The following is a 24,617-nucleotide window of genomic DNA, read 5'->3' as shown; positions in this document are numbered from 1 at the left end:
CTTCGGCCCGGCCGGGCACGACCGTGCGACAGGCGGCTGCCGGGGCGCCCACGCAGCAGCCCGCCGCTTCTCCCGCCCTCACGGGCGGGAGAAGCGGCGGGCTGAGGTACCGCGTGCCTGCCGGGGTCAGCGGGCGTAGTACTCGACGACCAGCTGCTCGTCGCAGATCACCGGGATCTCCTTGCGGTTCGGCTCACGGTCCAGGCGGAACGCCAGGGACTTGAGGTTCACCTGGAGGTAGCGCGGGATCTCGCCGTCGGGGGCGAAGCCACCCTCGCGGGCGATCGTGAACAGCGTCTTGTCCTTGCTGCGCTCGCGGACCTGCACGACGTCGTCCGGGCGGACACGGAAGGAGGGCTTGTCGACCTTCTTGCCGTTGACCTGGATGTGGCCGTGGGTGACCATCTGGCGGGCCTGGTAGATCGTGCGGGCGATGCCCGAACGCAGGACCAGGGCGTCGAGACGGCGCTCGAGCTCGATGACGAGCGCTTCACCGGTCTTGAGCGAGGTCTTGGCGGCACGCTCGTACGCGCGGACGAGCTGGCGCTCGCTGACGTCGTACTGGGCGCGCAGACGCTGCTTCTCCAGCAGACGGACCTTGTAGTCCGAGTTCTGCTTGCGGCCGCGGCCGTGCTCACCCGGCGGGTAGGGGCGGGCCTCGAAGTACTTGACGGCCTTCGGGGTCAGCGCGATACCCAGGGCACGCGACTTCTTGACCTTGGGGCGGGGCTGATTAGCCACTGTCTCTTTCACCTTCGTGTTGTCGGCTCACCAGGGTTAAGGGAGGTCGCATCCGCAGCCGGGGAAACCCCGCGGGTCCGTGACGGACCTGCCGGGCAGCCGCTCCCCTGATCTGGGCACATACGTGCAGTACGCGAGTGGCCCACCGGCCGCTCCCGGAAATCCGGGTGGTGGTGGGCTGCCCGCGACACCGTTCGACGGTGCGCGACGCTCCTGGATTCCCTGCCCCGGAGGGCGGGGGTCTCCGGCTGGATGTCCCGCTCTGGTGGTGCCGGTTTCCCTTGCGGGTACCGGACGCGGGACGCAGCTTCGGCAGATTCTACAGGGTGCTCACGGCTGCTTCCGGCCGAGGTGCTTCCTGGTCCACTCCACCGCGTCGGCGTACCGCGCCTCGGCGCCGTGCCGGGTGGGTTCGTAGTACGCGCGGTCCTTGAGGGCGTCCGGGGCGTACTGCTGCTGGGCTATGCCCTCGGACAGGTCGTGCGGGTACACGTACCCCTGGGCGTGGCCCAGCTTGGCCGCGCCCTTGTAGTGCCCGTCACGCAGGTGGGCCGGGACGGGCCCGGCCAGCCCCTTGCGGACGTCGTCGAGGGCGGCGCCGATCGCGGTGGTGGCCGCGTTGGACTTGGGGGCGAGGGCGAGGGCGATGGTGGCGTGGCTGAGGGTGAGGGCCGCCTCCGGGAAGCCGATCATGGCGACGGCCTGGGCGGCGGCGACCGCGATCTGCAGGGCGTTCGGATCGGCGAGGCCGATGTCCTCGCTGGCGGAGATCATCAGGCGGCGGGCGAGGAAGCGGGGGTCCTCACCCGCCTCGATCATCCGGGCGAGGTAGTGCAGGGCGGCGTCCACGTCGGAGCCGCGGATGGACTTGATCAGGGCGCTGGCGACGTCGTAGTGCTGGTCTCCGGAACGGTCGTACTTCACTGCGGCCCGGTCGACCGTCTCCTCCAGGGTGGCCAGGGAGATCTCCGTCTCCCCCTTGTCCAGTGCGGCCCCCGCGGCGGCCTCCAGGGCGGTCAGGGCGCGGCGGGCGTCCCCGCCGGCGATGCGCACCAGGTGGGAGCCGGTGTCCCCGGGGAGGGTGAGGGCGCCCTTCAGACCCCGCTCGTCGCCGAGCGCGCGGTGGAGCAGGTCCCGGATGTCGTCGTCGGTGAGGGGTTCGAGGGTGAGCAGGAGCGAGCGGGACAGCAGCGGGGAGATGACCGAGAAGTAGGGGTTCTCGGTGGTCGCGGCGATCAGCGTGACCCAGCGGTTCTCGACCGCGGGGAGCAGGGAGTCCTGCTGCGCCTTGCTGAAGCGGTGGATCTCGTCGAGGAAGAGGACGGTCTCCTTGCCGTACCCACCCGAGGCGCGGCGGGCGCCGTCGATGACCGTGCGGACCTCCTTGACGCCCGCGGTGATCGCCGACAGTTCGACGAAGCGCCGGTCGGTGGCCTTGGAGACGACGTGGGCCAGGGTCGTCTTGCCGGTGCCGGGCGGTCCCCACAGAAACACCGAGGACGGGCCCGCGGGGCCGGAGGCACCCTGGCCGACCAGCCGGCGCAGGGGTGAGCCCGGCTTCAGCAGATGCTGCTGGCCCACCACCTCGTCGAGGGTGCGCGGGCGCATCCGGACGGCGAGGGGGCTGCCGGTCGGGTCCTTCTCCTGGCGTTCTTCTGCTGCGGCGGTGAACAGGTCGGGCTCCACACCGAAACCCTAAAGGACCGCACCGACAGCGCGGCTCGCGCGGTCGGTGCGGTCCTCGCGGCTCCGGGGGCCTGTGCGGTTCCCGCGGCCCGGGGGGGGCGGTGCGGCCGGTGCGGTCAACTGGTCCAGAACTCCCACCAGCGGGTCAGGATCAGCATGCCGATGATGCCGATGTGCAGCACGGGCATGACCCAGGTGAACTCGCCGAAGAAGCTCCTCAGCCAGCCGGGGGCGGGCAGGAAGCCCTTGCGGATGTTGAACGACGTGACGTACCAGAACATGATGATGGTGGCGACCCAGGCCAGGCAGCACCACAGGCACAGGGCGTTGATCCGGTACAGGGACTGGATCATCAGCCAGGCGCAGAAGACGACGCCGAAGAGGGTGCCCGCGTTGAGGGTGAGCCAGTACCAGCGCGGGAAGCGTGCCCCGGCGAGCAGGCTCATGCCCACGCAGACGACGATGCCGTAGGTCACGAGGCCCAGCATCGGGTTGGGGAAACCGAAGACGCTCGCCTGGTCGCTCTCCATGACGCTGCCGCAGGAGACCACCGGGTTGAGGCTGCAGCCGGGAACGAAGGTCTCGCCCTTGACCTTGGCCTCGAGCAGTTTGAACTTGTCCAGGGTGATGATCCACGCGGCCAGGACACCGGCGGCGCCGGTGATGACCAGCAGCAGGGCGAACGCACGGCCGGTGCCCTCACGCGGCGGCCCGGCGGCGGGCCCCGGAGCGGGATCGGGCCCGGTGGAAACGTCCTTCACTGTCGTCTTGCTCATCACGCCGATTCCGTCACTTGGAGAGTGTGGACCTGCTTCGGGCAGGGCCATTGTGCCGCACGTGGCTGTGGGTTCCCCGTCCTCCGGTCATAAGAACGTACGAACAGTCCCCGCAGGTGTGCGGTTTCGGCCGCAGTGTGTGCCCCAGCCGTACATACACTCCAGCCTAAGTGGTCCGCGTCGTAAATCCTTCGGGGGTTGACGGCGGAGGCGGTGCTGTGGCTGGCGTCTGGTCAGATGTCGGGGGCTGTGAGGTGGAGCCGGCAGGCGCAGTCGAGTGCGTCTGCGGGGGTGCCGGTGGGGCTGCCGGTGGGCAGCAGGGAGTCTTCGTAGCGGTCGCTGCCGGCGTAGTAGAGGGCGAAGCCCCACTTGCCGACGGCGCCGGTGTAGCGCAGTCGCATCAGCTTGACCTGTTCGCCGTCGGCGAGTTCGGCCTCCACATAGGCGAAGGCGCCGCGGTGGCGGACGTGCAACTGCTCCAGTTGCGGCCAGGCAGTGCGGGCGTGCTCGCCGAGGCGCCCCTCCAGCGAGAGCCGGGTGTGTTCCGAAGGCGTGGGCATGGCGTCCATCCTGCCCGAGGGGCCGGTCGTCGGGTACGGCAGGCTCTGGCCTGTCGTGATTCACTTCTCCCGATCGGCCTGCCTGCCTTGCCCGTTGCCACCGCACGCCCGATAGCACTGCGCGCCGCCGAGCGCGAGCGACTGAAGAAGATGGCCTACGGCCACAAGACCGAGTACCGGTTACGCACCCGCGCGCAGGTGGTGCTGCATGCCGCACGGGGACGCTCCAACGCGCGCATCGCCCGGGAGACGGGCCTGCACCTGGACACGGTCCGCTGCTGGCCGGGCCGGTTCGCCGAGCACGGTCTCGGCGGGCTGGGGGACCGCGAGCGGTCCGGGCGGCCGCCGTCGTTCACCGCGCTGCAGACAGCCCAGGTCAAGGCCCTGGCCTGCCAACTGCCCGCCGAGAGCGGCACCCCTCTCTCGCGCTGGTCGGCCCCGGAGCCGGCCCGCGAGGTCGTCGGCCGCGCCATCGCCGGCGCGATCTCCGCCTCCACCGTGCGGCGCTGGCTCACGCAGGACGCGCTCAAGCCCTGGCAGTACCAGTCCTGGATCTTCATCACCGACCCCGACTTCCGTGCCAGGGCCGAGCGCGTTCTCGATCTGTACGCCCGCACCTGGCAGGGCAAGGCTCTCGGCGCGGACGAGTACGTGATCAGCGCGGACGAGAAGACCTCCGTCCAGGCCCGCTGCCGCTGCCACCCCACCCTCGCCCCCGGCCAGGCCAGAGCGATGCGGGTGAACCACACCTACGGGCGCGGCGGCGCCCTGGCCTACCTGGCCGCCTACGACGTGCACCGCGCGAAAGTGTCCGGCCGCACCGAACCCAGGACCGGCATCGACCCGTTCATGAACCTGGTCGCCCAGATCATGACCCAGGAGCCGTACGCCAGCGCGAAACGCGTGTTCTGGGTCGTCGACAACGGCTCCTCCCACCGCGGCAAGAAGGCTGCCGACCGGCTGACCAGCGCGTTCCCGAACGCGGTCATGGTCCACACCCCGGTCCACGCTTCGTGGTTGAACCAAGTGGAGATCTACTTCTCCGTCGTCCAGCGCAAGGTCGTCTCGCCCAACGACTTCACCGACCTTGCCCAGGTCAGGGACCGGCTCCGATCCTTCGAAGACCGTTACAACGCCACGGCACAGCCGTTCCAGTGGAAGTTCACCACCTCCGACCTGGACGATCTCCTGGCCAGGCTCGACCGGCACACCGCCGATCACCCAGAAGAATCCTCCGCCCATCTCGCAGCCTGATCAACCCCCGAAGGATTTACGACGCGGACCACTTAGCTTGACGGAATCGTCACGACCGTCACTTGTCCATCCATTAGGCATTCGATGAGCACCGAACCGCCAAGCGGATGGATCCAGAAGTGCGGCCCAGCGTCCAGGATGTCCCACGCATGTCGCACCGCAACATCCGCAGGCATGGTCACGGCCGGCATCAGATAGTTGCCCCAGATGACGGCGATCTGCTCACCCCGCTGTACGTACGAGGAGAGCAGCTCCGCCGCCATCCTCGTCCAGTGCTCCTCATCGTCCCACCAGAGTCGGTCTTCGAACGGAGCGGACTCGAAGTCGATCACGTCGCCGGTAGCAGCCGGAAATCTGCTCAGCGTCGCTGCCGCCAGCGCGCGGTTCTCGGCGAGATCCAGCTTCATCACCTGTCGGCCGTCATCGTCACGGGGGTCATTCATGAAGTCCGGAAGGTATTCCGGATGACTCCCATAAGAACTACCGTCGGTCATACGTTCCGCCTCAACCACGTCGAAATACCCCCGCTCCCGCCAGGGAACCTTATCGCCCATTTTCGAACCGCCGCACCCTTACCCGTCATCACATTGATGTGCGGGCCGATTCGGTCGTCGGTATCCAGGCGGAACGACCTGTATTCCCCACCACTGGTCGCGGTGAACCCGGTATCCCTACCGAATGTTTCGACCGCAGACTCCATCGTCCCCTGCCGACGCTGCCACGAACCGGTATCGATGGGCCCCACGGTGTCCAGGGCCTGGTTTCTGGCCTGTTCGAACGAGTCCGCGTCCAGGACAACCTCGCTGCGGGGCTTCTCCGGGTCGCACCTGCAAAGATCGGAGTGTCCGGGTTGCGATCCACCACAGTTGTGAACGAGGACCGGCGTAGCCCCCGCCAGCACATGGTACGTGTGCTACGCGACACCTTCGACCTGATTTTTCGCAGGTCAAGCGCAGTTTGCTGGTCCGGTGAAGTGCGTGGGTGTCCGTGGTTGTGCGGGGTTGTTGCCGTCGCTACTGCCGTCAGACGGCTCAGCCCAGGTACGGCTTCTCGCGCTGTTCCAGGAAGTGCTGAAGCCTGAGTCGTTGGGTGTGGTGCATCGGCAACTGCTCGACCTCTTTCGGCGGCACGAACCGGAGTTCGGTGGACTCGTCGGAGATTGCCAGTTGGCCGCCGGTGATGCGGGCGGTGAAGCAGACGTTGAACTGGCGGCGGACCTCACCGTCGGTGTAGGCGATGATGTGTTTCGGGTCGGTGTAGGTGCCAACCAGGCCGGTGATCTCGACGTCGAGGCCGGTTTCTTCCTTGACCTCACGGACGGCTGTGCCTGGCAGGGAGTCGGTGAGGTCCATGCCGCCTCCGGGCAGGGCCCACAGGTCGTTGTCGCGGCGGCGCTGGAGGAGGATGCGGCCGTGGTCGTCGGTGACGACGGCGGATGCGGCGACGACCATGCTGTTCGGCTCGGGCGCGTTGGGGTCGTCGTAGTACTCGGTGCGGGCCACGGTCAGCCTTCCTCTCGCACGGGGGTTGCCGCCGTCCACACGGCGTCGAAGCTGTCGGCGTAGGTGTCGAACATGCCGCCTGCCTCGTGTCGGCGAAGATGCCATACGGGGGCGGCGTAGGCGTTGACGCCCCAGACGTGTGCGTTGACGAGTTGCTGGTCGTCGGCGCGGTAGAAGGAGTTGTAGAGGGTAGTTGCGTGGGTGCGGACTTCGATGCCGGGGGTGTCGGCGAGCGGCTTGTAGTGCATGAGTGCGAGGCGGCAGCGGGATTCGATGCCGTGGCCGAACCGCTCCTCCTGGCCGCGGGCTTGGACGTTGTCGCTGTCGGGGTCCCCGATCGTGATGCGGACGGTGCAGCCTTCGGCGGCGCGTTCGGTGAGGAGTTCGTTCAGTCGCGGGTACGCCTCGTGGAGGAAGACGGCCGCGTAGACGAGGATGTCGATCCGTTCTCGGGCCTGGGCCATCAGGTCGGTGAACGTCGAGACGGGGAGGTCGGCCCGCTGTTCGTAGAGCGCCACCAGTTCGGGGCTGATGGCGCGGGCGGGGCGGGCCTGGCGGAGCGCCGGCCAGAGTGCGTGCACGTCTTCTCCCAGGGCCTTGGCCGCCTGGAGGGCGGTGGCACGACGTGGGATACGTCCGAGGTGCACCCAGCGCTCGACCGACTTGGGGTCGACCTCGACCTCCTGGGCAAGAGTCGCGTACGTCCAGCCTCCGGCTGCCATGACGGCTCGTAGTCTCTCGTTCGGCACGAGTCTCCCCCTACATCTCAGGACGGCACCAGGGACGTTCTACACGGTGCGGGACGTCCCGGAGTGGGGTTTGGTGGAGGTTCCTTCGTCCCGGTGACCGGCGTGAGGATCGGTGCCAACCCTGCGGCACCAACAGGCCCAAGGGGCACGCATCAACGCCGCCGAGGAGCGTCACCGTGCGAATGAGCGCCACCCCACGTGTTCCCGCCCTGCGACTGGACGCCCGGCCCCGCGCCGCCTCGCCGGGGTGGTCACGATGACGGCCCCCACCCCTGATGCCGACGGGCACACCGTCTCGCCCGATGCCGGCGCCCTGGTGGTCGACCGGCGAAGCGGCAAGGTGGGCGTGGTGATAGGGCATGTGGGGCCGTACGTGCAGCTTCGGCCACCGCACGGTGGCCAGGAGTGGGACGTACCGCCCAAGGACGTACGTACGCCGACCCCGGCCGAGGAGCTGAGCGCCAAGGTGGCGGTGGCCAACCGGAGGTGGGGACGGTGACCCCGCGCTCGGTCCTGCGCTACGAGACCTGGACGCTCCAGCCCGACCGCGAGCCGGACGCGGAGCCGGTCCTGTACGCGATGCAGTGCGCCGTGGACGGAGAGACCTCACCTACAAGCGAGGACTTCGCCGAACCGCAGAACTGGGTCCTGCGCCACTGCGGCCAGAACCCGTCCCACCACACCTACCGGGAGATCATCACCCGCCCCTGGCGGACCTGGCGCCAGACGTGACCCGCCCCGCTGGCCCACGCACCGGACCGGGCCGACCCACCCGACCCCCGTCCCTGCCAGGCGTGACCGATTGAGGCTCCCCCATCCTCATCAGCCCCGGCAGGGACGGGCAGGGCCCCGGCGAGTGTCGGGAACATCCTGTTCTGGGGTGTTGATCTGGAGGGTGGGCCCGGGAAGCAGGTGAACACGGCACCTGTGGATCATGGAGTTCTCTCCGCTTCAAGATCCACGAAGGTGCCGTGTTCGTTCCTCCATCATCCCCTGTCGCTGCCCCCGCTTGCGCGGTGCCCCGCCTGGAAGCCCTCGGCGAGGGAGCCGCCAAGGACCAAGTCCGTGACCTGATCGTCGAGTTCGAGTCGGTCACCGATCCGAGAGGGGCGCGCGGGGTGCGCTACCGGCTCTCCTCGCTGCTGGCCCTGATGGTCTGCGCTATGACCCCGTCCGGACACGACTCGATCACCGCGGCGGCGGAGTGGTGCCGACGCGCGACGCCGGAGGAACTGGCTGCCTTCGGCCTGCCCTACCATCCGCTCCTCGGCCGCTACCGGGTGCCGAGCGAGAAGACCCTGCGCAGTGTCCTGGGACGCCTGGATCCCGGCGAGATCAGCGCGGCGGCCTATGGCTACCTTCGGCCCCTGCTGTCCCCACGGCCCCGCCGGCCGGAACCGGTCATGCCCGACGGCGGCACCGAGCGCGAACAGCGCCGGGCCCACCGGACAGCCGCCCACGCCGATCCGGTACGCATCCGGCGGCGGGCGATCGCTGTGGACGGCAAGTGCCTGCGCGGCGCCCGCCGCCCGGACGGCAGCCGGGTCTTCGTCCTGTCCGCCGTCCGCCACGGCGACGGCGTCACGCTCGCCTCCCGCGAGATCGGCGCGAAGACCAACGAAATCCCCGAGTTCGCACCCCTCCTCGACGGAATCGACGACGCAGATCTCGCGGGGACGATCGTCACCGCCGATGCACTCCATGCCCCACGCGACCACGCCACCTACCTGCACGAACGCGGCGCTCACTACCTGCTGACCATCAAGAACAACCAACGCGCACAAGCCCGTCAGCTCCACGCCCTGCCCTGGAAGAAGATCCCCGTGATCCACCGTGACGACGCCCGGGGCCACGGCCGACACGAGCAGCGGCTCGTGCAGGTCGTCACCGTCGACGGCCTGCTCTTCCCGCACGCGGCCCAGGTCCTGCGCATCCAGCGCAGACGCCGCCTCTACAGGGGCGAAGAAGTGGTCCAGCGAGACCGTCTACGCGATCACCGACCTGCCCGCCGAGGAAGCGAACGCCGCCGAGATCGCGTCCTGGGCTCGCGGGCACTGGACCGCGGAAAACACCGTCCACTGGTGCCGCGATGCCACCTTCAACGAGGACAAGTCCCAGGTCAGGACCCACAACACGCCCGCCGTACTCGCAGCCCTCCGCGACCTGATCCGCAGCACACTCAAGCTCGCGGGTTACATCAACACCGCCGCCGGACGACGAGCCCACACCGAACGCCCCCGCGCCCTCGCCCTCGCCCTCACCCTCGCCCTCTACGGCATCACATGATCAAACCGGACGATCCAGGCACTCGCCGGGGCCCTGGGGCCTTAGGTAGGTGCGGAGTTTGCTGGCCAGGCGGCCGATGGAGTCGGCGGCCTTCAGCTGGCGGACCATGTCGTCGAGGGTGGTGAAGTAGATCGTGTAGCCGGCCCGGCAGGCGGCGACCGCCAGCGCGACAGCGATATGCGTCTTGCCGACCCCGGGCGGGCCGAGCAGAGCGACGTTGGACCTGGCCTCGACGAACGCCAGGGTGGCGAGGTCCTTGACCTTCCGCGGGTCGAGTTCGGGCTGGTAGGAGAAGTCGTACTCCTCGATGGTCTTGTGGTGCGGCAGCCGGGAGACTCGCAGGGCATGACGGAAGCGGCGCTCTTCGCGGACGGCGAGTTCTTCTTCCAGGACCAGGTCGAGGAAGTCGAGGTAGGCCATCTGACCTGCGTCGGCCCGGCCGACGTGCTCGGCCAGGGCTTCGGTGAGGTGCGGCAGGCCGAGCTTGGTGGCGGTGGTGCGGATCCGGGAGGTGACCAGCTCGCTCAACGCATGTCCTTGGGGTCGACAGGGGTGGGGGTGAACGGGCGGGTCCCGGTGATCTGGTCGTAGAGGGCCAGCGGGCGGGTCCCGACGTGGACCTGCGCGGCGCGGGCCCGGGCCAGCAGCGAGATGAGCCCTCCCGGTTCCTGCTCGGGCGGACGGGCCGGCCTTGGGCTCGGGGTGCCGGGGTCGGTGGTGGTGGCGCGGGTATGCCCGTCGGGCAGAGCCTTCCAGTGGTCCTCGTCCACGATCCTCGCGCCGCGGCCGACCGCGCGGGAGTGGACGGCCAGCAGCGTGATGCCCTGTGCGTCGGGGACCGTGGAGTGCAAGGCGACGGTGGCGGCCGAGGCCCGCACCTCGACGAGCTGGCGGTGGCGGACCCTGGTGGCGGGCACCGAGTAGAGGTTGGCGTCGAAGGCGACCAGGCAGTCCTTGGCGACGTGCCGAAGGAAGCGGTCGGCGACGATATAGGGCTTGGCGGGCAGGGCTCGCAGCGCGGCACGGTCCCGCTCGGCCCGCACCCCGATCACCTCGCCGTGGGTGCGGTGCGTCACCGCCCGGCGCCTGGGCACCCAGGCCATGAACGCCCCGTCCATGTCCTCGATCGAGGAGAAGGACCGCCCGGCCAGCACATGATCACGAACGATCCGCACCTGCCGCTCCACCCGCCCCTTCCCGGTCGGGCGGTAGGCGGCCAGGACGTCGATGTCGAAGTCGTAGTGCCCGGCGAACGCGACGGCCTCCGGGTGCAGGGGCACGGCCTCGCCGGGTGCGACGTGACGGCGTACGACGGTCTTGGTCCGGTCGTAGACGATCACCCCGGGCACCCCGCCGAAGTGCGCGAACGCCCGGCGGTGGCACTCGAAGAACGAGGCCGGGTTCTGACTGGTGGTGAAACAGCAGAACGGATCCCGGGAGTAGGACAGCACCATGTGGAAGGAACAGACCTTCTCGATGCCCATGTGCGTAAGGATCCTGCCCTCGTCGCCCCAGTCGACCTGGGCCTGGGCCCCGGGAACCACCTCGAAGCGACGATGCAGCTTCGCCAGCTCGCGCGGGGTGAAACCGAGCTCCTCCGCAACCCTGGGACGGGCCTGCCGCACATACATCTTCACCCGCTGGTAGTGGTGCGGGAAGCCGTACTGCTCAACCAGGCGCTCATGGATGACCGCGGCCTTCAACAGGATCTCGGCCCGCAGCCAGGCATCGATGACATGCGCCCACGGCTTGATCACCTGATTGCCCAGATCGGAACGCGGAGCCGGCGCCGGCGCCGGCGGGAGGGCCGTCGCTCTCCAGGTACTTCTTGACCGTCCGCCAGTTCAGGCCGGTCTCCCGGGCGATCTCGGAGATCGTCGCGCCCGCCTCGTGCAGAGCTCGGAAACGCCGCAGCTCCAGCCACCGCTCCGGTTCCAGCAACACCCGCCCAAGCCCTCCTCAACGCCGCACACGATCAGCGCCAGGCTCCTCCCATCACCCCCGAGCACCGTACGGACACGCCGGATGATCTCTGTACATCAGCCCGTACGGACCCCTGCATCAGAGCCCGTACGCCGACATCGACCACCTCCAGGCCCTGACCACAAGTCGGCGCCGGGTGCGACGGGTCACCGGCTGGGCCATCAACGAGGTGGACGAACAGGCCATCGCGCTGCTGCCCGAGCGCGTGTGGACCACCGCGCTGCGGCAGGACGGCCGCGTGCACGAGATCACCGGGCCCGACGGCGACCGGATCTCCTACCAGGTCGCCGAGATCACCGGCCTGCGCGACCTGACCGGCCGGCCGGAGGGGACGCGGCTGATCGTGCGGCGGGTCAAGCCCTCGCGCCGCGACGCGAAGAAGTTGACCGCCTTCGAGAAGCAGACCGGCCGGCGCTACCAGATCGTTGCCACCAACATCCCCGCTCACCAGGGGCTTTGCGGGGTTCCCGGCTCCGGGCAGGCCTGGTTCGTCGACGCCCTTTACCGGGACCACGCCGAGGTCGAGGACCGTGTGAAGGCGATCAAGCGGGTCGGGCTCGGCCTGATGCCGTCCAAGTCCTGGCAGCTCAACACGGCCTGGGTGCTCGCCGCCACGATCGCCGCCGACCTCGATGCCTGGATGCGGCTCCTCCTCCTGCACGACGAGCCCGAACTCGCCGCCGCCGAACCGGAGACAATCCGGATGAAGCTCTACCACCTGCCCGCCCGCCTCAGCACCCACGTCCGCCGCCGCACCCTGCACCTGGACCAAACCTGGCCCTGGGCACGCCAGTTCACCACCGCCTGGCAGCGGGCCACCCAGCTCCCCGCCCTCGCCTGACGGCCGGACACCATCCCGACGATCCCGGAGAGGAGAGGACCGCACCACCTCGGGCCCGTGGAACCCGACGCCCCCGCAGCGGATGCGAAGGCCCCCGCGCCAACCGGCTGGACAAACCGGGGCAAGCCGCCGGAGCAGCCGAACCGATCAGCCCACAGACGAATCCAGGTCGAGGCCTGGCGGGTTTACGCCAGAGAGTCCGCCTCCGCATGATTCTCGGCGATCATCCCACGAAAAAAATCGGAGAAGGTTCGATACCTTTCGATTTCCCCGCCTGCAAGCCAGATAACCGGGGTCGGTCGATTCGACTCTCTCGCACACGGCATGACGAGGATGTCGATGTCTGCCCGTGAGGCACCGATGGGAATCAAGCGGGTGAAATTTTCTCCGCGCTCGATCTCCACCTCATCCTCGATCACACGCACCAGTTCCTCGGCCTCCACGTAAGCGGCGGTACCGAAGTCTGCTGTCCCAAAGAGGTCGATGTCCTGCAAAATGGCTGGCCAACCATCCGCATGCAGCAGGAAATCGGCATACTCAGGGTCCACAGGGCAGTGCGTCACCGTAGCGATCTCTGTGATCCGCTCCGACACGACTGGAGGTCGACGTGACTCATGACGCCAGAGCCCGTCTCGGTCACTCACCGCCAACCTGCGCTTAGCCGTTTCCATTTCCGCAAAAAGCGCCGACCAGTCAGACACCGCCGCCCCTATTATCCACCAGTACGAACCTCCTAGGACTGCACCCCACGGGACAGCGCTGCCCCTGGGCAGAAAGACTGCTGTTCACCCGCTTCGTCATATCGATCCAGGTCGGCGGCTTTCCATGGCCCAGCCACATCGCGTCAGGTGCATGCCCGGCAACACCGGAGTAGGGGATGCCGGCCGCCGCCGCACGGCGCCGCTCGCTCGCTGCCTCACGAGCTGCCTCCCTCCTGATTGCACCAGCAGTAGAAACCCGGCCCGTGGGTGACATCTGCCCCTGGGCAATGGCGTCACTGGCTGCATCTACGTAGTCCGCGAACTGCTGTGCCTCGTCATCTGTAGCCCACTCGGGGATCCTGACCTCGGCTTCGCCGTTCGCATTGCAGTTGTGAACGAGAACCGGAGTCTGGCCCGCGAGTACATAGTACGTGTGCTACGCGACACCCCTCTACCTGCTTCTTCGCTGGTCAGTGCTGGTTTTGCGATCCGCTGGCGTCCGTGGTTGTGCGTGGAAATCCGTGGTTGTTGCCGTCGCTACTGCCGTCAGGACGTACGGGCGGCGGAAGGGCCGCTACTGCCAGGCGCCGGGTTCAGCCCGGAGGATGGCGCGGGTGGTCCGGTGGTAGAAGTCGTGGCCGGTCCCGGCGCAGTGCTCGGCGATCCAGCGGGTCAGTTCGTCCTCGGCGTGGAGTTCGCCGGAGGTAGCGCCGCAGTCCTGGTCTTCGCCGGTAACGCAGACGGCCGCGAAGGTGGGCAGGGTCATAGGGTCCACGACCGCGGTCACGTGGTACTCGCGGAAGCGGTAGCGCTTGCGGGCTGGCGTGCCGGTGGTTGCCGGGTCAGGCATGCTCGGCCGCCTCTTCCTGCGGGTCGGGGATGCGCTGTCCTCGCGATTCAGCCACCCGGAGCGCGTCGGTGAGGGCTTCGGCCAGCCGTAAGGCGAGCCAGCGATACTCGGTGGCCGACAGGGCTCGTGCGCCGGGCGCCAGGACTTCGCGAGCGTGTTCCAGCAGTTCTTCGCCCATGCCGAGTTGGACGGCTTCGATGCTGTCGGCGAGTGTGGACAGGTAGCCCCTGCCGTCGGTGCTGAGGTAGCAGGGGTTCCCGTCCGGGGTGGTCCACGGGAGTAAGCGGGGACCGGCCACGCCTGCTGCCGCGTCGTACAGCTCCCTGCGTCGCATGCGGTCCACGTCGCTCCTGGGTTTGGTCACCGTGCACCCCCGGCTGGGTCGCTGATAGAGACACGGTGACCGTAGGAGCTGACTGACCGTCACTCCATGTATGGACCAGGGCAGTTTGCGACACAGGGTGTGCGAAGTGCTGCGCTGCGTGGTGACTATCCGACGACGCCCAGGTAGGAGGCCATGTCGCGCATCGCGGCGGTGAGGGTGCGCTTGCGCTTCTTCAGGATCTCCTGCATGGTCTCGGCGGCCACGTGCTGATGCTGGAGCCACTGGGGGGATGCTCGGCGTACTCCAGTCAGCTCGTCCATGGCCGCGGTCAGGTCGCCGGTACGGGCGTGGGCGCGTGCTACGTCCATGCGGTGGCGGTTCCAGTTGTCGTCACTCGGCCGCCCGGTGCTCTTCCACGCCTTCGGCGACAGTGCGTCCTCGCCGGCCTTGCAGACAACGGTCCGCGCGTCCCCTACGACCATGGCGTCCTCCACGCCCTTCATACCGACGGTCAGCGGACCGAAAGTCGTCCAGTGCCGGAAGAACGAGCCGGTGTGTTCCCGTCCCACCGCTGATGCCGCCGTGGTGGCCACGCGGTGGTAGTGGCGGGCCTCCTGCGGGCGGTTGTTGCGGCCTGCGGCAGCCGCAGCCCGTAGTGCCAGCCAGCCCCACGCCGCGCATTCGTCGGGGGTGGCCCTGGACAGCCTCGGCTCGATCATGTCGGCGGTCTGGGCGGCGAGGGTTTCTGCCTCGTCCAGTCGGCCCTGGCGCAAAAGCAGCCAGCACATGCCGATCACGCCGGATGCTGCGGTGAGGGTGTCTGCGGCACGGCGGGCGTCGGTGATCGCCCCGGCCAGGGCGGTGTAGCCGAGGTCGTACTGCCGGACCTGAGTCAGGTACCGCCCTGCCAGTTGCAGGGCTTCAGCTCGGGCCAGAAGCGCCTGACGGTGTTCCTCACCATTGTCGTAGTAGGCGACCGCGCTGTTGGCGTCCCGTAGAAGGCCAGGGAGTTGGGAGGCGACGCTCTTGTAGCTGTCAGAGGGCGTTTGATCTAGATGAATTGCCCTTTATCTCCTAGTAGGTTCCTCGCCAGGTGGGTGTGACTTCGCCCGTTATACGCTTGGCGAGGTTGTCGATCGAGGCGATGTGGATCATGGCTTTGGAGCTGGAGGGCAGCGTCTCGTAGTCGCGGGCAAGGCGGCGGTGCATCATGATCCATCCGATGCTTCGCTCCACTACCCAGCGCCTTTTGACTACGTGAAATCCGCGAACGCCTGGGTTTCTGTTGACGACTTCGACGTCGATTCCGAGGCTGGCTCCGTGCTCGATGACGGCGTTCTTGAAGCCGGTGTCGACCCAGCTTTTGGAGATGGTCGGATAGGCCTCCTTGGCCCGGTCGAGAAGGCGAATTCCTACAGCGTTCTCGGAGAGGCTCGCGGCGGTGACGGTCACGGCGAGGAGGAGCCCGATCGTGTCGGTGAGGATGCCTCGCTTCCTGCCGACGATCTTCTTCGCCGCATCCGTTCCCTGGCTGGTCACAGGCACGTTGGAGGAGGTCTTCACGCTCTGGGTGTCGATCACGGAGGCCGTCGGTTCGGGCTTGCGCCCATCCTTCACCCGGGCGAGGCCGACGAGGTCGTAGTTGAGCTGTTCGAATATTCCCTCGTCGCGCCAGGCGGCGTAGTAGAAGTAGGCGGTGCCGTGGCTCGGGAAGTCGTGGGGGAGGTATTTCCAGGGGATTCCGGTGCGGTTCACGTAGAGGATCGCGTTGAACACATCGCGCAGTTCGACTTTGGCCGGCGCACCCGTGGGCCGGCGGTCGAGCCGGGCCTGTCGCCAGGCCGTCAAGGTCGGCTCGATCAAGGCCCATCAGGCGTCGGACAGGTCACTGGGGTATGGCTTGCGCTGACTCACGCCCAAGATCGATCACATCGATGCTCGGAAGGCAGCGTTCCGCCGATCGTTAGGAGAGTCTGGAGCATTCTCAAATCAGACGTACTTCCGGGCATGGAAGCGGATGAGATGGACACCGCCCCTCCCTGTCGGATGCAGTGTAAATGTTGCGCACGCGATCAAAGGCCCCAAATTAGGGCAGCGATGAAAGCCGCATTCAGGAGAAAATCTGGATGAACGCCCTCTGGGAACTCCATGCTGCCCACCGGCAGCGCCACAGGCACCCTGAACCGCAGACGCCCTCGACTGCGCCTGCCGACTCCACCTCGCCGCCCCCGACATCTGACGAGTGCCGCATCAAGCAACGCTGGCCCTGTTGTGTGACGTAACGCGCCACTCCGCGGCCGATCCTGCGCCTTGCCCTGCACCGCGCCGGGCGCCGATTCTCCCGGACACACCTGCCGACCGGCACTGGTCAGTCCCACATGTTGAAGATCACGTCACCGACAGATCCAGGCCGCCAGTACTTCAGATCCTCCTCGTGGGCCACCTCCGCCGGCGGGTGGGTGGCCGCCCGTGACCAGTCCAGTTCCAGCTCGGCCGCCGTCAGCAGGCGAACCCGCAACAGGGCCGCGATGGTCGGTCCAATGGCGGGGTCGTCGACGAAAGAAAGCGGCCAGATCGACGACTCGACGGGAGGGGTCGCCAGGGCGAGCAGCGCCAGGGCCTGATGGCACAGGACCGCCACCCGGCGATCACGGAAAGTGATCACCACGTGGTGGAAGTTGGGCGGGAAGCGACCGTCGGACGCCGACTCGACGTGCCCACCGGTTTGGCGAGCGACCTCGAAGCAGACGTTCTTGAAGTCGGCCAGCTCCGGCGCCTCTTCGTCGCCGGACGGCCACTGCCAGCGTGGGTTCGTGACCCTGCTGCGCTGTTTGCCCCGGCCCATGGCGCAATGCTAGCGCCCACGTCAGGCGGGCCTGTCCGGGAGGATCGGTGTCCGGCGCGGTGCAGGGCAAGGCGCAGGATCGGCCGCGGAGTGGCCCCGCATGGGTGACCCGGAAGAGCGCGGCCAGGCGCACGACGGGGCCAACGTTGCCTGACGCAGCGCTAGCCGCCTCCACAGCACCGCCTCCGCAGTCAACCCCCGAAGGACTTACGGAGCGGACCACTAAGTCCCCGATCGAGGGAATCGACGTCCGAGGCATTGACGCGACGACGCGCATCGACGACGAAGGCGCCGGTGCTTTCGGGGCACGACGGCGCCTTCGTGCGCGTGGGGGCAGGGACGGAAGTCAGCCGAGCCGGGCCTCCAGCTCGGCCACGATCTCGTTGACGCCCACCGCGGTCTGCTCGCCGGAATCCATGTCCTTGAGCTGGACGACTCCCTCGGCGAGGTCGCGCTCGCCGAGCACCAGGGCGTAGCGCGCGCCCGAGCGGTTGGCTGCCTTCATCGCCGCCTTCAGGCCCTTGCCGCCGTAGGCGAAGTCGGCGGCGACGCCGTTCTTGCGCAGTTCGGTGACCTTGGCGAACAGTACCCGGCGGGCCTCCTCGCCGAGCGGGACGGCGAACACGCTGGTGGTGGCCGGGAGTTCGAGCTCGACGCCCTCTGCCTCCAGGGCCAGCACGGTGCGGTCGACGCCGAGCGCCCAGCCGACGGACGGCAGCGCGGGGCCGCCGATCATCTCCGAGAGACCGTCGTAGCGGCCTCCGCCGCCCACCGCGGACTGGGAGCCCAGACCGTCGTGGACGAACTCGAAGGTGGTGCGCGTGTAGTAGTCCAGCCCCCGCACCAGCCTGGGGTCGCCCTCGTAGGCGACGCCCGCGGCCGTGAGCAGCTCGCGGACCTCCTCGTGGTACGCCTTGCAGGCGTCGCACAGGTAGTCGCGCAGCAGCGGGGCGCCGGTCAGCTGCTTCTGCACCGCCTCCCGCTTGTCGTCCAGGACACGCAGCGGGTTGATCTCCGCGCGGCGCAGGGTGTCCTCGTCCAGGTCGAGACCGCGCAGGAAGTCCTGGAGCGCGGCACGGTAGACGGGGCGGCACTCCTTGTCTCCCAGGGAGTTCAGCAGGATGCGGAATTCCCTGAGCCCCAGGGAGCGGTACGCCTGGTCGGCAAGGATGATCAGCTCGGCGTCGAGCGCCGGGTCCTCGGCCCCGATCGCCTCGGCGCCGACCTGGGAGAAGTGACGGTAGCGGCCCTTCTGAGGGCGCTCGTAGCGGTAGTACGAGCCGGAGTACCAGAGCTTGACCGGGAGGTTGCCCGCCTTGTGCAGGTTGGCCTCGAGAGCCGCGCGCAGCACGGAGGCCGTGCCCTCGGGCCGTAGGGCGAGCCGGTCGCCGCCCTTGGTCTCGAAGGCGTACATCTCCTTGGTGACGATGTCGGTGGACTCACCGACACCGCGCGCGAACAGCTCGACGTTCTCGAAGCCGGGCGTCTCGACGTAGCCGTAGCCGGAGCCGCGCAGCGGGGCGGCGATGGCCTCGCGGACGGCGAGGTACTTGGCGCTGTCCGGCGGGATCAGGTCGTAGGTGCCCTTGGGGGCCTTGAAGGTGCTCACGGAAGGTCTTGTCACATTCCTCGTCGGGGAGCTTCGGCGGCGCCGCGTCCTTGACGGTCCGCCGTCACCTGCCGCAGATACGGGTTGGTGGCGCGCTCCTGGCCGATGGTCGTCTGGGGGCCGTGTCCGGACAGCACCACGGTCGAGTCGTCGAGCGGCAGGCACACGCGGGCCAGCGAGTCGAGCAGGTCGGCCATGTCACCGCCGGGCAGGTCGGTGCGTCCGACGGAGCCGGCGAACAGTAGGTCGCCCGAGAAGAACACCGGCGGGATGTCCGCCGCCTCGGGCAGGCCGAAGGCCACCGACCCCCTGGTATGGCCCGGCGCGTGCGCGACCGTCAGCTCCAGTCCGGCCAGGCCGAGCTTGGCTCCGTCGGCCAGTTCCTTGACGTCGGCCGGTTCCCCGACGCTCAGCTCGCCCATGAGCGGCATGCCGATGGCACGGCCGATGCCCTTCTCGGGGTCGCTCATCATGTACCGGTCGTCGGGGTGGATCCAGGCCGGCACGTCGTGCGCGCCGCACACGGGGACGACCGAGGCCACGTGGTCGATGTGGCCGTGGGTGAGGACGACGGCGACGGGCTTCAGCCGGTGCTTGCGGACCGCCTCCTCGACTCCGGGGGCGGCCTGATGGCCGGGGTCGATGATCACGCACTCCTCACCGGCGGCGGGGGCGACGAGATAACAGTTCGTCCCCCAGGCCCCGGCGGGGAACCCGGCAATGAGCACGTTCGTCCTTCGTTGTGTCGGTACGGGAGGCTTGCCACGGGGCTCGCGCCCGTGGGCAGAGCCTACCGGCGCTGCCGTTTCCTCAGCCAACCCATATACGGTACGGGACACACGCAGTCAGTCGGCCCGCCGCCCGCACGCGTATTCGGTCGGCACACGAGAGGCATGAGGAGTAACCCGGTGGTCAGCCAGGAGCAGCGGCGGCGTCAGCTCGCCCGGGAGAAGTTCTTGCGGCAGCAGCAGCGGCGTACCGAGGCGCGCCGCAAGTCGCGGGTCCGCAACTCGGTGATCGCGTCCGCCCTCGGTGTGGTCCTGGTCGGCAGCCTCGGGCTGTACACGGCCGGGGCGTTCGACCAGGACGAGGACCAGGACAAGTCCAACGCGAACGCGGAGGCCACACCCAGCGCCGAGGCGCCGAGCAAGGCGCCCGATCCGTGCGAGAAGCCGGCGGAGGGCAAGGTCGCCTCGAAGACCTGGAAGAAGGAGCCGGCGATGTCCATCGACGAGTCGGCGAAGTACACGATGACGCTCGAGACGACCTGCGGCACGATCGACATGGCGCTGAAGGCGTCGGCGGCCCCGCACACCGTCAACTCGTTCGAGTTCCTCGCGGGTGAGGGCTACTTCGACCACAGCACGTGCCACCGGCTCACCACCAACGGCATCTACGTGCTGCAGTGCGGTGACCCGACGGGCACCGGCACCGGCGGCCCCGGCTACACGATTCCGGACGAGAACCTGAAGGACAAGAGCCTCAAGGACGACACCTACCCTGCGGGCACCGTGGCCATGGCGAACACCGGGCAGAAGGACAGCGGCGGCAGCCAGTTCTTCCTGGTGTACGAGGACAGTCCGCTGCCGCCGAGCTACACGCCGTTCGGCACCGTCTCGGCGGACGGCCTGAAGGTCCTGAAGAAGATCGCCGAGGCCGGTGACAGCACCGGAGCGGGTGACGGTGCCCCCAACGCGACGGTCGTCATCGACAAGGCCACTGTCAGCGAATCCTGACCGCTTCACCGCGGAATTTCGGTCGCGCGGGATGCGGACAGGCATCCCGTCGGTCGCCTAGATTGGCCGTGACGAAAACTGTGGACGATGCCCGGGGGCAGCAGAGCCCCCGCAGGCATCATGTGGAGGAGGCGCTGTGAGCAGCGACCCGTGGGGCCGCGTCGACGAGACGGGGACCGTGTACGTGCGTACGGCCGACGGAGAGCAGGTCGTCGGTTCCTGGCAGGCGGGCTCCCCCGAGGAGGCTCTGGCCTACTTCGAGCGCAAGTACGAGGGCCTGGTTGTGGAGATCGGCCTCCTCGAGAAGCGGGTGAGGACCACCGACCTGTCCTCGAAGGACGCCACGACGGCGATCGGGCACCTGCGCGAGCAGGTCGACGCCCATCACGCGGTCGGTGACCTGGCTGCCCTCCGGGTGCGGCTGGACAAGCTCGTGGAGCTGGTGGACGCCCGGCGCGAGGAGCGCAGGGCGCAGCGGGCGAAGCAGTCCGACGAGGCGCGCAAGGCCAAGGAGGCTCTGGTCGCCGAGGCGGAGGAGCTGGCGGGTTCCGACCAGTGGCGGGCGGCCGGTGAGCGGCTGCGGGCGCTGGTGGACACCTGGAAGGGCCTGCCGCGACTGGACCGCAAGTCCGACGACGAGCTGTGGCACCGCTTCTCACACGCGCGGTCGGCGTTCTCCAAGCGGCGCAAGCAGCACTTCGCGCACCTGGACGCGCAGCGCGAGGAGGCCCGCAAGACCAAGGAACGTCTGGTCGCGGAGGCCGAGACGCTGTCGAAGTCGACGGACTGGGGTGCGACGGCGGCGCGCTACCGGGACCTGATGTCGGAGTGGAAGACCGCGGGCCGCGCCCAGCGCGAGCACGAGGAGGACCTGTGGAACCGCTTCCGCGGTGCCCAGGACGTCTTCTTCGCCGCTCGCGGCTCGGTCTTCGCCGAGCGTGACGCGGAGCAGACGGAGAATCTCAAGCTCAAGGAGGAGCTGGCCGGGGAGGCCGAGAAGCTCCTGCCGATCACGGACCTGAAGGCCGCCCGCGCCGTGTTCCGCGCGCTCAACGAGCGGTGGGAAGCCATCGGCCACGTGCCGCGGGACGCCCGGCCGAAGGTCGAGGGCCGGATGCACACCGTCGAGCGGGCCATGCAGGAGGCCGAGGAGGCCGAGTGGCGCCGGAGCAACCCGGAGGCCCGCGCGCGTGCCGAGGGTCTGACCGGTCAGCTCCAGGCGGCCGTGGACAAGCTGAAGGGCCAGATCGAGCAGGCACGGGCGCAGGGCAACGACGCCAGGGCCCGGAAGCTCGAGAGTGAGCTGGAGGGGCGCCAGGCACTCCTGGACCAGGCTCTGAAGGGTCTGCAGGAGTTCGGCGGCTGACGACCGCCGTCACCGTCACCGCGAGGTGAGAGGGGCTCCCGTACCGCGTGTACGGGAGCCCCTCTGCCGTGCGTGTCGTGCGCTGCGGCCGGACGGACCCTACGTCCGGTTGCGGGCCGAGTTCACCCGGTACACGTCGTAGACGCCCTCCACGCCCCGCACCGCCTTCAGGACGTGCCCGAGGTGCTTCGGGTCGCCCATCTCGAAGGTGAAGCGGGAGGTGGCGACTCGGTCACGGGAGGTCTGGACAGCCGCAGAGAGGATGTTGACGTGCTGGTCGGACAGCACGCGGGTGACGTCCGAGAGCAGGCGGGAGCGGTCCAGGGCCTCCACCTGGATGGCGACGAGGAACACCGAGGACTGGGAGGGCGCCCACTCGACCTCGAGGATGCGCTCGGGCTCACGGGAGAGCGAGTCGATGTTCACGCAGTCGCTGCGGTGGACGGAGACGCCGCTGCCACGGGTGACGAAGCCGATGATCGGGTCGCCGGGGACCGGTGTGCAGCAGCGGGCCAGCTTGACCCAGACGTCGTCGACGCCCTTGACGACGACGCCGGGATCGGCGTTGGAGCGGCGCTTGCGTCCCCGGCCGCGGGCCGGCGGCACCGACTCGTCGATCTCCTCGGTGGCCGCCTCCTCGCCGCCGAGGGCCTGCACCAGCTTCTGGACGATGTTCTGCGCGGCGACGTGGCCCTCGCCGATCGCCGCGTACAGCGCGGAGATGTCCGAGTAGCGCATCTCGTGCGCGAGGGTGACCAGGGAGTCGCCGGTGAGGATGCGCTGGATCGGCAGGTTCTGCTTGCGCATCGCGCGGACGATGGCGTCCTTGCCCTGCTCGATCGCCTCGTCGCGGCGCTCCTTGGAGAACCAGGCGCGGATCTTGTTGCGGGCACGCGGCGACTTGACGAAGCCGAGCCAGTCCCGGGAGGGGCCCGCGCCGGCCGCCTTGGAGGTGAAGACCTCCACCAGGTCGCCGTTGTCCAGGGTCGACTCGAGCGGTACGAGCCGGCCGTTGACCCGGGCTCCTATGGTGCGGTGGCCGACCTCTGTGTGGACCGCGTACGCGAAGTCCACCGGGGTGGCGCCCGCGGGGAGCGCGATGACGTCGCCCTTGGGGGTGAAGACGAAGACCTCGTTGCGGGACAGGTCGAAGCGCAGGGACTCCAGGAACTCTCCGGGGTCCTCGGTCTCCTTCTGCCAGTCGAGCAGCTGCCGCAGCCACGCCATGTCGTTGACGCCGGCGGAGTCCTTGTCGGCCTTGCCGGACCTGCCCGGGGCGGCGTCGGTGCGCACCTTCGAGGCGCCGGCGACGGCCTCCTGCTTGTACTTCCAGTGCGCGGCGATGCCGTACTCGGCGCGGCGGTGCATGTCGAACGTGCGGATCTGCAGCTCGACCGGCTTGCCGCCGGGGCCGATGACCGTCGTGTGCAGCGACTGGTACATGTTGAACTTGGGCATCGCGATGTAGTCCTTGAACCGGCCGGGGACCGGATTCCATCGCGCGTGCACCGTGCCGAGGGCCGCGTAGCAGTCGCGGACGGTGTCCACGAGGACGCGGATGCCCACCAGGTCGTAGATCTCCGCGAAGTCCCTGCCGCGGACGATCATCTTCTGGTAGACGCTGTAGTAGTGCTTGGGGCGGCCGGTGACGGTCGCCTTGATGCGGGCCGCGCGCAGGTCCTGCTGGACCTCGTCGGTGACGATCGCCAGGTACTCGTCGCGCTTGGGGGCGCGCTCGGCGACCAGGCGGACGATCTCGTCGTACATCTTGGGGTAGAGGATCGCGAAGGCGAGGTCCTCCAGCTCCCACTTGATGGTGTTCATGCCCAGCCGGTGGGCGAGCGGCGCGTAGATCTCCAGGGTCTCGCGCGCCTTCTTCTCCTGCTTCTCGCGCTTGAGGTAACGCATGGTGCGCATGTTGTGCAGACGGTCGGCGAGCTTGATGACCAGGACACGGGGGTCCTTGGCCATGGCGACGACCATCTTGCGCACGGTCTCGGCCTGCGCGGCCTCGCCGAACTTGACCTTGTCCAGCTTGGTGACGCCGTCGACCAGCAGGGCGACGGTGTCACCGAAGTCGCGGCGGAGCTGCTCCAGCCCGTACTCGGTGTCCTCCACCGTGTCGTGCAGCAGGCCGGCCATCAGGGTGGCCGGGTCCATACCCAGCTCGGCGAGGATGGTGGTGACGGCGAGCGGGTGCGTGATGTACGGGTCGCCGCTCTTGCGCTTCTGGCCGCGGTGCCAGCGCTCGGCGACCTGGTAGGCGCTCTCGATCTGGCGGAGCGTGGCGTTCTCGATCTTGGGGTCGTTGCCGCGCACTATCCGCAGCAGCGGCTCCAGCACCGGGTTGTACGGGTTGGCGCGCTGGACACCGAGCCGGGCGAGCCGGGCACGGACGCGGTTGGAGGAGCCGGAACGGGACGGCTGCCCGCTGTTGGGGCGGCCTACGGGGGCGGGGCGGTCGGGCGACGGGGATTCCCCCGCGCGGTCGGCGTCGGGAGCGGGGAACGGTTTGGGGCGTGGCTGCTCGGGCTTCTCGGCGGCGGCGGCCTGGGCATGCCGGACCGGCCCGCGCGGGTCGTTCTTCGCGTGGGGCGCGCTCGGCACGGGCTTGGCCGCGGCAGCCGAGCCGGACTCGGGCTTGTCTGCGGTCAGGTGCTGGGCCTCGTCTGCCAAGAGGACTCCTCGTACGCGATCCGGGTCCCCAGGTCAGGTTCCGGAGCCCCCATGGTAGCCATCCCGGGCCGGCGGATCTCCTTCGGACCGGTGTGCGGACCGTTTCCCCGTGAAACGCACGGGGCGGGCGC

At 68.7% G+C, this 24,617-nt stretch carries 23 protein-coding genes and 2 pseudogenes; 7 read left to right on the top strand and 18 right to left on the bottom strand.

Annotation, left to right across the window (positions count from 1 at the left end; translation table 11 throughout):
• Window positions 1–126 precede the first annotated feature (126 nt).
• From rpsD to HUV60_RS28675, 4 genes are all read right to left on the bottom strand, one after another.
• Complete coding sequence (gene rpsD / locus HUV60_RS28690; RefSeq protein ID WP_257850066.1) at window positions 127–741, bottom strand: 30S ribosomal protein S4; 615 nt, start codon at window positions 739–741, stop codon at window positions 127–129.
• A gap of 330 nt (window positions 742–1,071) precedes the next feature.
• Window positions 1,072–2,427, bottom strand: coding sequence for a replication-associated recombination protein A (locus HUV60_RS28685; protein ID WP_257850065.1), 1,356 nt, complete (start codon window positions 2,425–2,427; stop codon window positions 1,072–1,074).
• 116 nt (window positions 2,428–2,543) lie between these two features.
• Complete coding sequence (locus HUV60_RS28680; RefSeq protein ID WP_257850064.1) at window positions 2,544–3,203, bottom strand: vitamin K epoxide reductase family protein; 660 nt, start codon at window positions 3,201–3,203, stop codon at window positions 2,544–2,546.
• 233 nt (window positions 3,204–3,436) lie between these two features.
• A complete protein-coding gene (locus HUV60_RS28675) occupies window positions 3,437–3,763 on the bottom strand; it encodes a hypothetical protein (RefSeq protein WP_257850063.1) in 327 nt (108 codons plus the stop codon).
• An 87-nt stretch (window positions 3,764–3,850) separates the two neighbouring features.
• On the opposite strand from HUV60_RS28675, the gene HUV60_RS28670 reads away from it, so the two are divergent.
• Window positions 3,851–5,017 carry an IS630 family transposase gene (locus tag HUV60_RS28670; RefSeq protein ID WP_257850062.1) on the top strand — a complete coding sequence of 389 codons (1,167 nt, stop codon included), beginning with the start codon at window positions 3,851–3,853 and terminating at the stop codon, window positions 5,015–5,017.
• Between the two features lie 32 nt (window positions 5,018–5,049).
• On the opposite strand, the gene HUV60_RS28665 is transcribed toward HUV60_RS28670, so the two are convergent.
• The 3 genes from HUV60_RS28665 to HUV60_RS28655 all read right to left on the bottom strand — a co-directional run bounded on the left by HUV60_RS28665 (window position 5,050) and on the right by HUV60_RS28655 (window position 7,241).
• Entirely contained in the window at window positions 5,050–5,571 is a 522-nt protein-coding gene (locus HUV60_RS28665) for a hypothetical protein (protein WP_257850061.1), read from the bottom strand.
• Window positions 5,572–6,048: 477 nt separating this feature from the next.
• Window positions 6,049–6,519 carry an NUDIX domain-containing protein gene (locus HUV60_RS28660; RefSeq protein ID WP_257850060.1) on the bottom strand — a complete coding sequence of 157 codons (471 nt, stop codon included), beginning with the start codon at window positions 6,517–6,519 and terminating at the stop codon, window positions 6,049–6,051.
• Between the two features lie 2 nt (window positions 6,520–6,521).
• The gene (locus tag HUV60_RS28655; RefSeq protein WP_257850302.1) at window positions 6,522–7,241 is read right to left on the bottom strand and encodes an XRE family transcriptional regulator; all 720 of its coding nucleotides are present in this window, start codon (window positions 7,239–7,241) and stop codon (window positions 6,522–6,524) included.
• Between the two features lie 283 nt (window positions 7,242–7,524).
• Here HUV60_RS28655 and HUV60_RS28650 point away from each other — a divergent pair, with 283 nt between their 5' ends.
• The 3 genes and pseudogenes from HUV60_RS28650 to HUV60_RS28640 all read left to right on the top strand — a co-directional run bounded on the left by HUV60_RS28650 (window position 7,525) and on the right by HUV60_RS28640 (window position 9,554).
• A complete protein-coding gene (locus HUV60_RS28650; RefSeq protein WP_443047443.1) occupies window positions 7,525–7,767 on the top strand; it encodes a hypothetical protein in 243 nt (80 codons plus the stop codon).
• Window positions 7,755–8,000: a DUF7848 domain-containing protein gene (locus HUV60_RS28645; protein WP_331462026.1), complete on the top strand. Its 246-nt coding sequence runs from the start codon at window positions 7,755–7,757 to the stop codon at window positions 7,998–8,000. Before HUV60_RS28650 ends, HUV60_RS28645 begins: the two co-directional genes overlap by 13 nt.
• 239 nt (window positions 8,001–8,239) lie before the next feature.
• Window positions 8,240–9,554 (top strand): annotated as a pseudogene (locus HUV60_RS28640) (ISAs1 family transposase).
• A 36-nt stretch (window positions 9,555–9,590) separates the two neighbouring features.
• Here HUV60_RS28640 and HUV60_RS28635 read toward each other — a convergent pair.
• Both HUV60_RS28635 and istA read right to left on the bottom strand, forming a co-directional pair.
• Window positions 9,591–10,082: pseudogene (locus tag HUV60_RS28635) on the bottom strand (ATP-binding protein); the annotation flags it as partial.
• On the bottom strand, window positions 10,079–11,311 hold the full coding sequence (gene istA, locus HUV60_RS28630; protein ID WP_443047441.1) for an IS21 family transposase: 1,233 nt from the start codon (window positions 11,309–11,311) through the stop codon (window positions 10,079–10,081). The gene istA and the pseudogene HUV60_RS28635, both read right to left, overlap by 4 nt.
• 362 nt (window positions 11,312–11,673) lie before the next feature.
• On the opposite strand from istA, the gene HUV60_RS28625 reads away from it, so the two are divergent.
• The gene (locus HUV60_RS28625; protein WP_257850056.1) at window positions 11,674–12,378 is read left to right on the top strand and encodes a transposase; all 705 of its coding nucleotides are present in this window, start codon (window positions 11,674–11,676) and stop codon (window positions 12,376–12,378) included.
• Window positions 12,379–12,563: 185 nt separating this feature from the next.
• On the opposite strand, the gene HUV60_RS28620 is transcribed toward HUV60_RS28625, so the two are convergent.
• The 8 genes from HUV60_RS28620 to HUV60_RS28585 all read right to left on the bottom strand — a co-directional run bounded on the left by HUV60_RS28620 (window position 12,564) and on the right by HUV60_RS28585 (window position 19,436).
• A complete protein-coding gene (locus HUV60_RS28620; RefSeq protein ID WP_269441247.1) occupies window positions 12,564–13,079 on the bottom strand; it encodes a hypothetical protein in 516 nt (171 codons plus the stop codon).
• Between the two features lie 574 nt (window positions 13,080–13,653).
• A complete protein-coding gene (locus tag HUV60_RS28615) occupies window positions 13,654–13,929 on the bottom strand; it encodes a DUF7848 domain-containing protein (RefSeq protein WP_257850054.1) in 276 nt (91 codons plus the stop codon).
• The gene (locus HUV60_RS28610; protein ID WP_257850300.1) at window positions 13,922–14,263 is read right to left on the bottom strand and encodes a hypothetical protein; all 342 of its coding nucleotides are present in this window, start codon (window positions 14,261–14,263) and stop codon (window positions 13,922–13,924) included. The genes HUV60_RS28615 and HUV60_RS28610 overlap by 8 nt, the downstream gene beginning before the upstream one ends.
• A 155-nt stretch (window positions 14,264–14,418) precedes the next feature.
• On the bottom strand, window positions 14,419–15,051 hold the full coding sequence (locus tag HUV60_RS28605) for a hypothetical protein (RefSeq protein ID WP_257851804.1): 633 nt from the start codon (window positions 15,049–15,051) through the stop codon (window positions 14,419–14,421).
• Between the two features lie 277 nt (window positions 15,052–15,328).
• On the bottom strand, window positions 15,329–16,117 hold the full coding sequence (locus tag HUV60_RS28600; RefSeq protein WP_257851805.1) for an IS5 family transposase: 789 nt from the start codon (window positions 16,115–16,117) through the stop codon (window positions 15,329–15,331).
• A gap of 505 nt (window positions 16,118–16,622) precedes the next feature.
• Window positions 16,623–17,099: a hypothetical protein gene (locus HUV60_RS28595; protein WP_257850052.1), complete on the bottom strand. Its 477-nt coding sequence runs from the start codon at window positions 17,097–17,099 to the stop codon at window positions 16,623–16,625.
• 346 nt (window positions 17,100–17,445) lie between these two features.
• Window positions 17,446–18,708, bottom strand: a complete 1,263-nt coding sequence (gene hisS, locus HUV60_RS28590; RefSeq protein ID WP_257850051.1) for a histidine--tRNA ligase — start codon at window positions 18,706–18,708, stop codon at window positions 17,446–17,448.
• Between the two features lie 11 nt (window positions 18,709–18,719).
• Window positions 18,720–19,436, bottom strand: a complete 717-nt coding sequence (locus HUV60_RS28585; RefSeq protein ID WP_257850050.1) for an MBL fold metallo-hydrolase — start codon at window positions 19,434–19,436, stop codon at window positions 18,720–18,722.
• 180 nt (window positions 19,437–19,616) lie between these two features.
• Here HUV60_RS28585 and HUV60_RS28580 point away from each other — a divergent pair, with 180 nt between their 5' ends.
• The gene (locus HUV60_RS28580; RefSeq protein ID WP_257850298.1) at window positions 19,617–20,444 is read left to right on the top strand and encodes a peptidylprolyl isomerase; all 828 of its coding nucleotides are present in this window, start codon (window positions 19,617–19,619) and stop codon (window positions 20,442–20,444) included.
• 136 nt (window positions 20,445–20,580) lie between these two features.
• Window positions 20,581–21,810 (top strand): DUF349 domain-containing protein, encoded by a 1,230-nt coding sequence (locus tag HUV60_RS28575; protein WP_257851806.1) that lies wholly within the window; start codon window positions 20,581–20,583, stop codon window positions 21,808–21,810.
• Window positions 21,811–21,909: 99 nt separating this feature from the next.
• Here HUV60_RS28575 and HUV60_RS28570 read toward each other — a convergent pair whose 3' ends face one another.
• Complete coding sequence (locus HUV60_RS28570; protein ID WP_257851807.1) at window positions 21,910–24,486, bottom strand: RelA/SpoT family protein; 2,577 nt, start codon at window positions 24,484–24,486, stop codon at window positions 21,910–21,912.
• Window positions 24,487–24,617: the final 131 nt, after the last annotated feature.

The sequence above is a fragment of the Streptomyces sp. KMM 9044 genome (assembly GCF_024701375.2).
In the GTDB taxonomy this organism is placed as follows: domain Bacteria; phylum Actinomycetota; class Actinomycetes; order Streptomycetales; family Streptomycetaceae; genus Streptomyces.
This window is presented reverse-complemented; position numbering and strand designations above follow the sequence as displayed.

What these genes read in the sequence shown, in the direction of transcription:
- HUV60_RS28665 (WP_257850061.1), bottom strand. Translation starts at nt 5,571, where the DNA reads ATGGGCGATAAGGTTCCCTGGCGGGAGCGGGGGTATTTCGACGTGGTT.
- HUV60_RS28615 (WP_257850054.1), bottom strand. Translation starts at nt 13,929, where the DNA reads ATGCCTGACCCGGCAACCACCGGCACGCCAGCCCGCAAGCGCTACCGC.
- HUV60_RS28680 (WP_257850064.1), bottom strand. Translation starts at nt 3,203, where the DNA reads ATGAGCAAGACGACAGTGAAGGACGTTTCCACCGGGCCCGATCCCGCT.
- HUV60_RS28675 (WP_257850063.1), bottom strand. Translation starts at nt 3,763, where the DNA reads ATGCCCACGCCTTCGGAACACACCCGGCTCTCGCTGGAGGGGCGCCTC.
- HUV60_RS28650 (WP_443047443.1), top strand. Translation starts at nt 7,525, where the DNA reads ATGACGGCCCCCACCCCTGATGCCGACGGGCACACCGTCTCGCCCGAT.
- HUV60_RS28610 (WP_257850300.1), bottom strand. Translation starts at nt 14,263, where the DNA reads ATGCGACGCAGGGAGCTGTACGACGCGGCAGCAGGCGTGGCCGGTCCC.
- HUV60_RS28655 (WP_257850302.1), bottom strand. Translation starts at nt 7,241, where the DNA reads ATGGCAGCCGGAGGCTGGACGTACGCGACTCTTGCCCAGGAGGTCGAG.
- HUV60_RS28595 (WP_257850052.1), bottom strand. Translation starts at nt 17,099, where the DNA reads ATGGGCCGGGGCAAACAGCGCAGCAGGGTCACGAACCCACGCTGGCAG.